Annotated in this window: 8 protein-coding genes; 3 read left to right on the forward strand and 5 right to left on the reverse strand. The window is 70.6% G+C overall.

Translation table 11 applies throughout. From position 1 onward, the window contains the following. Nucleotides 1-733: siderophore-interacting protein (locus OEY_RS0110235; RefSeq protein ID WP_010593787.1), on the reverse strand; the 733-nt coding region annotated here is incomplete at its 3' end. Nucleotides 734-762: 29 nt separating this feature from the next. Then, entirely contained in the window at nt 763-2193 is a 1431-nt protein-coding gene (locus OEY_RS0110240; RefSeq protein ID WP_010593788.1) for an MDR family MFS transporter, read from the reverse strand. 109 nt (nt 2194-2302) lie between these two features. On the opposite strand from OEY_RS0110240, the gene OEY_RS0110245 reads away from it, so the two are divergent. Beyond that, nucleotides 2303-3196, forward strand: coding sequence for a phosphoribosylaminoimidazolesuccinocarboxamide synthase (locus OEY_RS0110245; RefSeq protein ID WP_010593789.1), 894 nt, complete (start codon nt 2303-2305; stop codon nt 3194-3196). After that, the gene (locus OEY_RS0110250; RefSeq protein ID WP_010593790.1) at nt 3193-5334 is read left to right on the forward strand and encodes a S9 family peptidase; all 2142 of its coding nucleotides are present in this window, start codon (nt 3193-3195) and stop codon (nt 5332-5334) included. Before OEY_RS0110245 ends, OEY_RS0110250 begins: the two co-directional genes overlap by 4 nt. A 122-nt stretch (nt 5335-5456) precedes the next feature. On the opposite strand, the gene OEY_RS0110255 is transcribed toward OEY_RS0110250, so the two are convergent. After that, nucleotides 5457-6146 (reverse strand): response regulator, encoded by a 690-nt coding sequence (locus OEY_RS0110255; RefSeq protein ID WP_010593791.1) that lies wholly within the window; start codon nt 6144-6146, stop codon nt 5457-5459. Beyond that, nucleotides 6143-7699: a sensor histidine kinase gene (locus OEY_RS0110260; protein WP_043805153.1), complete on the reverse strand. Its 1557-nt coding sequence runs from the start codon at nt 7697-7699 to the stop codon at nt 6143-6145. Before OEY_RS0110260 ends, OEY_RS0110255 begins: the two co-directional genes overlap by 4 nt. A 191-nt stretch (nt 7700-7890) precedes the next feature. Between OEY_RS0110260 and OEY_RS0110270 the strand changes: the two genes are divergently transcribed. Then, nucleotides 7891-9291, forward strand: coding sequence for a cation:dicarboxylate symporter family transporter (locus OEY_RS0110270; protein WP_026137724.1), 1401 nt, complete (start codon nt 7891-7893; stop codon nt 9289-9291). 99 nt (nt 9292-9390) lie between these two features. Here OEY_RS0110270 and OEY_RS0110275 read toward each other — a convergent pair. Continuing rightward, nucleotides 9391-10391: nucleoside hydrolase (locus OEY_RS0110275; protein ID WP_010593794.1), on the reverse strand; the 1001-nt coding region annotated here is incomplete at its 5' end.

Genomic DNA, 10391 nt, shown 5'->3' on the forward strand with positions numbered 1-10391 from the left:
ACCGGCGGTCGAAGCCGGCCTCGTGGCGCAGGTAGCTGCGCATCCGCAGCACGGTCTTCGATTCGGCCGACACCCACGCGAATCGCTTCAGTTCGCCGTCGGGGATCGGCACGGCGGTCGCCGCGTCGGTCAGGTGCGTGGTGGTGCCCGCGGGGGCGCCGTCGCGGTGCACCCAGCGGATCTCGATGTCGGCGGGGGAGCGCAGGTCCTGGTGTTCGCCCTCGTCGGCGACCTCGACGACGGCGGTGCCCCGGGCGCCCTCGGGGAGGCGTTCGAGCATGCGGCCGATCGCGGGCAGCGCCGTCTCGTCGCCGACGATCAGGTACCAGTCGGCCGGGGGCGCGACGATCCCGCCGCCGCCGGCCGCCGCGAGGCGATCGCCGGGACGGGCCCGCTCCGCCCAGGCACTGGCCAGGCCCTCGTCGCCGTGCCGGACGAAGTCGACGTCCATCTCGGCGGCCGCGGGGTCGAGTCGCCGCACGGTGTAGGTGCGGACCTGCGCCTTGAGCGTGGGGTCGGGCCACTCGAGGCGCCGGCCGCCGGTGTTGACGGGCAGGTCGAGGTCACCGTTCGCGCGCGGGAAGATCAGCTTGATGTTGGGCACCCGGGTCGGGTCGCTCGCGTAGACCTCGACGCCGCGTCCGGCGAACGTGACGCGGCGCATGCGGGGGGTGATGTCCTCGACCTTCGCGACTTCGATGACGCTGGGCAGCAGCCCGTCTTCGTTCGACATACCCCACACCTTAGGTGAGCCTTTCCAATCTAGGTGGGGTCGGGTTGTTCCGCAGGCCGGTTCGGCATCGTGGCGGCCGTCACGGCCAGGGCCACCGCGGTCACGAGAAGGGCGACGAACACCGGCGCCACCGCGTCGGCGAGCTGCTCCGGCGCGAGCGGTCCCGAGCCGGCGACGTCGTGCGCGGCCGCATTCGCCAGTGCCCCGAAGACCGCGACCCCGACGGCGCTGCCGATCGAGCGGGCGAACGAGTACGCCCCCGTCACCACCCCACGCTCGGCCCACGTCACGCTCGACTGCGCCGAGATCAGCGCCGGGCTCGCGATCAGGCCCATCCCGAGACCGACGAGTACGCAGCACCCCGCGACCTGCCACACCGGTGACCGCTCGTCGAGCAGCGTCAGCAGACCGGTGCCGGCCAGCACCGGGACGGAGCCGATCATCGCGGTGTTGCGGAACCCGATCCGCAGGTAGAACCAGCCGGAGCGCGCCGCCGCGAGCGGCCAGCCGATCGTCATCGTCGACAGGGTGAATCCCGCCACCAGCGCCGTGGTGCCCAGCGACCCCTGCACGAACGCCGGCACGTAGGAGGTCAGGCCCAGCACCACGGCGCCGACGAGAGCAGCGACCGCGCTGCTGGTGAGCACGACGCGGCGGGCGAAAACCCACGGCGGCAGGATCGGCTCCGCCGCGCGTCGCTCCACCCACACGAACAGCAGCAGCAGCGTCGCGGCGGCCGCGAACACCCCGACGCTCGGCGCCGACGCCCACGCCCAGGCCTGCCCACCCTCGAGCAGACCCAGGATCAGCAGTCCGGAGCCCGCCGCGAGCGTCGCGGCACCGGCCCGGTCCACCGGCCGCCGCGGCCCGGAGGGCCGTGACTCGGTGAACGCCCTCAGCAGCACCGCCACGGCCAGCGCGCACAGCGGCAGGTTGATCCAGAAGATCCACCGCCACGACACGAAGTCGGAGAAGACCCCGCCCACGGCGGGGCCGACGATCGCCGACATGCCCCACACGCTCGCGAGGTAGCCCTGGGCCTTCGCGCGTTCGGCGACGGTGTAGATGTCGCCGGCGATGGTCTGCGCCATCGGCAGCACGGCCCCCGCGCCCAGTCCCTGTACCGCGCGGAACGCGATCAGGGCCGGCATGCTCCATGCCAGCGCGCACAGCGCCGAGCCCAGGGCGAACAGCGCGATCCCGAACACCAGCACGGGTCTGCGCCCGTACACGTCCGACAACTTGCCGTACACCGGCACGAGCACGGCCTGGGTGAGCAGGTAACTCGAGAACAGCCACGGGAACTGCGTGAAGCCACCGAGGTCCGCGACGACGGTCGGAACGGCGGTGGCCAGGACGGTGCTCTCGAGTGCGACGAGCGCGGTGGCGAGCATCAGGGCCGCGAGAATCGGTCCGCGTTCCGAGCGCAGACCCACGTCGATCCGGGGTGCCGCCGACATCACGCTCCTGTTCGGGGTGGGGTTCCGGTCACGATCATTGTCGTCGTGAACGATCCCGGGATCGGGCGGGGGTGCCGTGCAGGTCCGGGCGGCGCACTAGGGTGGCACCGTGCGTCCATCACTCGAGTCCTACCCCCACCTCGCCGGCGGCAAGGTCCGGGACCTGTATGTCATAGACGACGAGCACCTGCTCCTCGTGGCCAGCGACCGGATCTCGGCATACGATCACGTGCTCGACACCCCGATTCCCGACAAGGGCCGGGTGCTCACCGCGATGAGCGTGTTCTTCTTCAACCTGCTCGAGGTGAACCATCACCTCGCCGGTGAGCCCGACGACGACCGCATCCCCGCCGAGGTCCTCGGCCGCGCCCTCGTCGTCAAACGGCTGAAGATGGTGCCGATCGAGTGCGTCGCCCGCGGCTACCTCACCGGATCGGGCCTGATCGACTACCGGAGGACCGGTGGGGTGTGCGGCGTCCCGTTGCCCGACGGCCTCGTGGAGGCCAGCCGGCTGCCCGATCCGATCTTCACTCCCGCGAGCAAGGCCGAACTCGGCGACCACGACGAGAACATCACCTTCGACGAGGTCGTCGACAAGGTCGGCCAGGATCTCGCCGTGAAGCTGCGCGAGGACACCCTCGACATCTACGGCCGCGCCGCGATGTACGCGGCGGACAAGGGCATCCTGCTGGCCGACACGAAGTTCGAGTTCGGACTCGACGGCGCCGGGCACCTCGTCCTCGCCGACGAGGTGCTCACCCCGGATTCGTCGCGCTACTGGCCCGCCGAGGGGTACGAGCCGGGCAAGGTGCAGCCCAGCTTCGACAAGCAGTTCGTGCGCGATTGGCTGACGAGTCCCGAGTCCGGATGGGACCGCACCTCCGACACCCCGCCGCCGCCCCTGCCGCAGCACATCGTCGACGCCACCCGTGAGAGGTATATCGAAGCCTACGAACGGATCTCGGGTCTGTCGTTCTCCGACTGGCTGGAGCCGAGCGCATGACCGCGCCGATCGCCAAGCGGGTGCCGTCCGAGCGGGTGCATCACGGGCACACGTTCGTCGACGAGTACGAGTGGCTCCGCGACAAGGAGAACCCCGAGGTCATCGCCCACCTCGAGGCCGAGAACGCGTGGACCGAGAAGCAGACCGCGCACCTGGCGCCCTTGCGGGAGAAGATCTTCGAGGAGATCAAGTCCCGCACGCAGGAAACCGACATGTCGGTGCCCACCCGCATGGGGGACTGGTGGTACTACGCCCGGACCGCCGAGGGCAAGCAGTACAGCATCCAGTGCCGCTGCCCGATCTCCGACCCCGACGACTGGAATCCGCCGGAGCTGGCACCGGGTGTGGAACTGCCCGGGGAGCAGGTGCTGCTCGACGGCAACGTCGAGGCCGCCGGGCACGAGTTCTTCTCCCTCGGTGCGTTCTCGATCAGCCACGACGGGACGCTGCTCGCCTACTCGGTCGACGTCGTCGGCGACGAGCGCTACACGCTGCGGTTCAAGAACCTCGGCACCGGTGAGCTGCTCGCCGACGAAATCCCCGGGACCGCACCCGGCGCGACGTGGGCGATCGACCACAGCCACATCTTCTATCTCACCGTGGACGAGTCCTGGCGACCGGACACCGTGTGGCGCCACCGCCTGGGTACGTCCCACACCGAGGACGTCCGGGTCTTCCACGAGTCCGACGAGCGGTTCTGGGTGTCCGTGGGCACCACCCGCAGCGAGAAGTACCTGATGATCTGGGTGGGATCCAAGATCACGACCGAGGGGTGGGTACTCGAATCCGCCGACCCCACCGGCGAGTTCCGGGTGCTGCTGCCGCGGCGCGAGGGGGTCGAGTACGGCGCCGAGCATGCCGTCGTCGGCGGCGAGGACCGGTTCCTGGTCATGCACAACGACGTCGTCGAGGTGGTGGACGACGCGACGGGTGAGATCACGCGCGAGAAGGCGGAGAACTTCGTTCTCGCCGAGGCACCCGTGGACGATCCGTCTGCTCTGCGCACTCTGATCGGGCACCGGCACGACGTGCGCCTCGAGGACGTCGACGCGTTCGCCGGGCATCTCGTGCTCGGTTACCGGCGGGAGGCGCTGACCCGGCTCGCGGTGTGGCCGCTGACCGCCGACGGCTACGGCGAGCTGACCGAACTCGAGTTCGACGAGGAACTGTTCGCCGTCGGTCCGGGTGCGAACCCGGAATGGCACCAGCCGATGCTGCGGCTCGGGGTCACGTCGTTCATCACCCCCAGCCGCGTCTACGACTACGTCGTCGACTCCGGAGAACTGTTGCTGCGCAAGGCCCAGCCGGTGCTCGGTGACTTCGATCCGTCGGACTACGAGCAGCGCCGGGACTGGGCGGTGGCAGAGGACGGCACGCGCATCCCGCTGTCGATCGTGGCCCGCAAGGGTGCGCCCGCGAATGCGCCGGCGCTGCTCTACGGGTACGGGTCGTACGAGGCCAGCATCGACCCAGGCTTCTCGGTGGCGCGGCTGTCGCTCCTCGACCGGGGGATGGTCTTCGCGGTGGCCCACGTGCGGGGCGGCGGCGAGATGGGCCGGCACTGGTACGAGAACGGCAAGACGCTGGCGAAGAAGAACACCTTCACCGATTTCGTCGCCTGCGCCCGGCATCTGATCGACATCGGCGTCACCCGGCCCGACCGCCTCGTCGCCGACGGCGGCAGTGCGGGCGGACTGCTCATGGGTGCGGTGGCGAACCTCGCGCCGGAGTTGTTCGCCGGGATCCTCGCGAACGTGCCGTTCGTCGACCCGCTCACCTCGATCCTGGACCCGTCGCTGCCGCTCACGGTGATCGAGTGGGACGAGTGGGGCAACCCGCTCGACAACCCCGAGGTGTACGAGTACATGCGCTCGTACAGCCCGTACGAGAACGTCGAGGCGAAGGACTACCCGGCGATCCTCGCGATCACCAGCCTCAACGACACCCGGGTGCTCTACGTCGAACCCGCCAAGTGGGTGGCCAAGCTGCGCGCGACGAAGACCGGCGACGCGCCGCTGCTGCTCAAGACGGAGATGAGCGCCGGCCACGGGGGCGTGTCCGGCCGGTACGAGAAGTGGCGCGAGGTCGCCTTCGAGTTCGCGTGGGTCCTCGAGACGTCGGGCGCATATCGTCCCTGAACGTTGTTGTGGCCCAACGCCCTGGTGGCCGAATGCCTGGTGGCCGAATGTCACATTGCGTCGATGTCATCGACGCAATGTGACATTCGGTCCACGGGCGGCTCCCCGGGGCGGCCCCTCGTTCAGCGCGGGGCGTAGCGGATCTGCGGACGGCCGGCGCGACCGTACTCGGTGTGCCGGGCGGCGACGCCGTCGTCGGCCAGGCGTTCGAGGTACCGCCACGCCGTCACCCGCGACACGCCCACTGCGCTGCCCACCTCGGCGGCCGTCAGCGGGCCCGACGCCTCCCGCAGACACCGGGCGACCGCATCGAGAGTGTGGGGCGCGACGCCCTTCGGGGACGACGCACGCGGATCGGAGGTCCGCAGCGCCGCCATCGCCCGGTCGATGTCGTGCTGGCCGGCGGCCGCGCCGGACGCGCCGAGCGCCTTGCGGTAGGCCAGGTAGTGGTCGAGCTTGTCGCTCAGGGCGGCGAAGGTGAAGGGCTTGAGCAGGTAGAGCACGATGCCCCGGGCGACGGCGGTGCGAACGACCTCGAGGTCGCGCGCGGAGGTCACGGCGATGATGTCCGGGCTCGGCCGGATCCCGCTCAGCGCCGCCGCGACGTCGAGGCCGCTCATGTCGGGCAGCCCGATGTCCAGCAGCACCAGATCCACCGGCTCACCGGCCTTCGCGGCCTCCGCGACGGCACGCAGCGCGTTCCGGCCGGTGCCGGCGACGGCGACGACCGTGAACTGCGGCAGTCGATCGACGTACGCGCGGTGGGCGTCGGCGATGCGAGGCTCGTCCTCCACGACGAGGACGCGAATCACGGTGCGCCGCCTGCGTGCTCGGCCTGCAGGGGGATCTCGGCGACGACCATCGACCCCAGCGACGGCTCGGTACGCAGGGGGCCGCGGTGCCGCGTCACCACCTGCGCGACGAGGGCCAGCCCCAGGCCGTGGTGGTCTGCCTTCGTGGAGTAGCCCCGCGTCATGGCGCGGGCGAGGGTTTCCGGCGACATCCCCGGTCCGCTGTCCGCCACTTCGACGATCATGTTCGAATCATCCTGTCGTATCGTCACTTCCACCCACGGTTCGTCGACGGCCCGGGCGGCGTCGATGGCGTTGTCCACCAGATTGCCGACGAGTGTCACCAGGTCGCGGGTGCCGAGGGGGGTCGGGCCCAGCGCGGTGTCGTCGGTGACGGTCAGTTCGACGCCGCGTTCGGCGGCGTCGTTGATCTTCCCCAGCAGCAGGGCGACGAGTGCGGGTTCCTGCACCGACGCGGTGAGCCGGTCGATGAGCTGCTGCGACAGGCGCAGTTCCTCCGTCGCGAACGCGACCGCCTCCTCGGGACGTCCCAGTTCGACCATCGTGACGATGGTGTGCAGCCGGTTCGCCGACTCGTGTGCCTGTGCGCGCAGCGCGTCGGCGAAACCGCGGACCGAGTCCAGTTCGCCCAGCACCGTACGTAGCTCGGTGCGATCCCGCAACGTCGTCACCGTGGCGATCCGCCGGCCCTCCCACTGCACCGGGCTGCGGTCGACGACCAGGACGCGGTCCTCGGTGAGAAGTACGTCACCGCGGGCGTCCGCGTCCGGGCCGGCCACCCGCAGCGCCTCGGGCAGATCGTCCGTCGTGACCGGGCCGTCGCCGAGACCGAGGAGGCGCCGCGCCTCGTCGTTGACGACCTCCACGCGGGCGGGGTCGTCGGTGCCGATCACGATCAGGCCCTCCCCGATCGCGTGGAGGACCGCGTCGTGGTGCTCGTAGAGCCGGCGCAGTTCGTCCGGCGCGAGTCCGAGGGTCTGGCGGCGCAGGCGCCGGCTGACGAGCACGGCGCCGGCCGCGGCGACGGCCAGGGCCGCGGCCGACAGACCGAGTAGGGCGGGCAGCCCGCGGGCGAACTGGTCGGCGACCCGCGCGCGGGTGACGCCGACGGAGACGAGACCGACGACCTGCCCGCCGTCGAGGATCGGCGCCACGGCCCGGATGGACGGGCCGAGCGAACCGGCGTAGGTCTCGGTGAACGCCGTGCCGTCGAGCGCAGCGTCGATGTTGCCGCTGAACGGCAGACCGATCATGGCGGGATCGGTGTGGGTGTACCGGGTGCGGTCCGGCGCCATCACGACGATGAAATCGGTACCGGTCGCCTCGCGGATCCGTTCGGTGCGCGGCTGCAGCACCGCCGTCGGATCCGGCGTCCGCAACGCCGCGGCCGTCGAATCGGAGCCCGCGAGAGCCTCGGCGATGCCGAGGACGGTGCGGCGGGTGGCGTCGTCGCTGTCGCGGCGTTCGTCGATCCCGACGAGGACGGTGCCTGCGGCGATGACCAGGGCGAGCACCGCCAGCTGCAGCACCAGCAGCTGACGCGCCACGCTCATCGACGGCCGGTGCGCGGTCGGCGGCACGGGCGTACTCCTTCCGGATGCCGGTGGGTCCGCCTCGTGAGCGCGACATCACCTGAACGAAATGAACGCAACCTTCACCGGGTGAGGCTGCGACACCACCATTTCTATCAGGAACGTGACCGCGATCACGAAGCCCCCGAACCGCCCATCCGAGAGGATCCGCCATGAGCACGTCACCAGACTCCCGGGCACCCGGCGCCACGCCACCGGCCCAGCGCAGAGACCGCACGCACTGGCTCTACGTCGGTGTCATCGTGGCAGTGGTGGCCGGCGTCCTCGTCGGCTGGCTCGCCCCGGACGTCGGCAAGTCGTTCGGCGTCCTCGGCACGATGTTCGTCGACCTCATCAAGATGATGATCAGCCCGGTCATCTTCTGCACGATCGTCCTCGGCATCGGCTCGGTGCGGGCCGCTGCCAGCGTCGGCAAGGTCGGCGGCCTGGCGATGGTGTACTTCCTCGGCATGTCCACCGTCGCGCTGGGCATCGGCCTGGGGGTGGGCAACCTGCTCGATCCGGGCAGCGGCCTCAACCTGTCCCCGGAGGCCGCCGGCGCCGGCGCCGCGCTGGCCGACAAAGCCCATGCCGCGGGCGGGACCATGGACTTCGTCGCGTCGATCATCCCCACGTCGCTGCTGTCGGCGCTGACCGAGGGTAGTGTGCTGCAGACCCTGTTCGTCGCGCTGCTGGTCGGCTTCGCGCTGCAGGCACTCGGCAAGTCCGGCGAGCCGGTCCTGCGCGGCATCGGCTACGTGCAGAAGCTCGTGTTCAAGATCCTGTCGATGATCCTGTGGCTCGCTCCGATCGGTGCCTTCGGCGCCATCGCCAACGTGGTCGGGCAGACCGGTCTCGGCGCGGTCGTCCAGCTCGGCACCCTGATGATCGGGTTCTACCTCACGTGCGTGCTGTTCGTGTTCGGTGTGCTCGGCTCCCTGCTGCGGATGGTGGCCGGGGTGTCGATCTTCAAGCTGGTCAAGTACCTGGCCCGCGAGTACCTGCTGATCTTCGCGACGTCCTCGTCCGAGTCCGCGCTGCCGCGGCTCATCGCGAAGATGGAGCATGTCGGGGTCGAGCGCACGACCGTCGGTGTCGTCGTGCCCACCGGCTACTCGTTCAACCTGGACGGCACCGCCATCTACCTGACGATGGCCTCGCTGTTCATCGCCGACGCGCTCGGTTCGCCGCTGTCGCTGGCCGAGCAGCTCTCCCTGCTGGTGTTCATGATCGTCGCGTCGAAGGGCGCGGCCGGGGTGAGCGGGGCGGGCCTGGCCACGCTCGCCGGCGGCCTGCAGAGCCACCGTCCGGAGCTGCTCGACGGCGTCGGCCTCATCGTCGGCATCGACCGGTTCATGTCCGAGGCGCGCGCGGTCACCAACTTCTCCGGCAACGCCGTCGCCACCCTGCTGGTGGGAACGTGGACCGGAACCGTCGACCGCGGTCGCGTCCGCGACGTCCTCGCCGGCCGTATCCCGTTCGACGAGGAGACGATGGTCGACGACGGCCACGGCCCGGCCGACGCGAAACCTGCCGTCGTGGTCGAGGAGGCGAAGGTCCTGGCGCGCGCCTGACGCGGTACCGCTCGCGGAATCCACTGTGGCCGAATGTCACACCGGGTCGATCAGATCGAACCGGTGTGACATTCGGCCACACGCACGCGCGAGTGCGGGTCAGGCCGGACGGAACCGGGCCGCGACGTGGGCGCCGACCCGTTCGACGAGGTGATCGAAGAAGACCTGCGGGTCCGTGGCGACGACGATCTCGGCGTTCGGCGGCCGGCCCCACATGCCGGACCAGTCGGCGACGGTGGTGCCGCGGGTGAGCCGGCCGTCGAGTTCGACGTCGACGGTCGCCGGGCGGGTGGTGAAGGGCACCGTTCCGAGGGCGACCGCCGCCGCGAACGGATCGTGGACGTGGGCCAGGAAGCCCTGACCCTGGTCGCGGTGGAACTCCATGTAGAAGCGCAGCGCATCGGACAGGTGCCGCACGATCGGGTTGGACGCCCGCGAGCGCAGACCGCGCGGATCGTCCGGCGAGAGGAGCTCGGCCGGGACGCTTCCCGCGGCCTCGGCCAGACGTCGCAGGTGATCGGGCCGCATCGCGATCGACTCGGTGGTGTCGAGGGAGCACACGATCGGCCGGCGGTCGGGTGCCACGGCGGAGAATGCGTCGAACACCGCCTTCGCGGCCTCCGGATCCACCGCGATGTTCCATTCCGAGGTGGGTGTGGTGTTGCCCGGGTAGTTGAACGCCCCGCCCATCACGACCAGGCGGCGCAGCCGGTGGGGGAGTTGCGGATCGAGCCGGACGGCCAGCGCCAGGTTGGTGAGCGGACCGGTGACGAGGCCGACGAGTTCGCCGGGGTGGGCGCGGGTCAGCTCCACCCACGCCTCGGCGGCGCTGCGGCCCGACGGGCCGTGACCGGGGGCGGGCAGGTCGGCGTAACCGACGCCGCGCGGACCGTGCGTGTCCTCGGTGGTCATCAGCGGCGCGACGAGTGGGGCCGCCGATCCGACGGCGACCTCGATGTCCGGCCTGCCGCACACCTGCAGCCACGCCAGGTTGTTCGCGGTCACCTGCGGGACGGGCACGTTCCCGGCGGTGGAGAGCACCGCGGCGATCTCCGCTTCCGGACTCGCCAGCAGGTAGAGCAGGGCGAGAGCGTCGTCGA

Source organism: Rhodococcus sp. P14 (assembly GCF_000256505.1).
In the GTDB taxonomy this organism is placed as follows: Bacteria; Actinomycetota; Actinomycetes; order Mycobacteriales; family Mycobacteriaceae; genus Rhodococcus; species Rhodococcus ruber.

What these genes read in the sequence shown, in the direction of transcription:
- OEY_RS0110240 (WP_010593788.1), bottom strand. Translation starts at nt 2,193, where the DNA reads ATGTCGGCGGCACCCCGGATCGACGTGGGTCTGCGCTCGGAACGCGGA.
- OEY_RS0110250 (WP_010593790.1), top strand. Translation starts at nt 3,193, where the DNA reads ATGACCGCGCCGATCGCCAAGCGGGTGCCGTCCGAGCGGGTGCATCAC.
- OEY_RS0110260 (WP_043805153.1), bottom strand. Translation starts at nt 7,699, where the DNA reads ATGAGCGTGGCGCGTCAGCTGCTGGTGCTGCAGCTGGCGGTGCTCGCC.
- OEY_RS0110270 (WP_026137724.1), top strand. Translation starts at nt 7,891, where the DNA reads ATGAGCACGTCACCAGACTCCCGGGCACCCGGCGCCACGCCACCGGCC.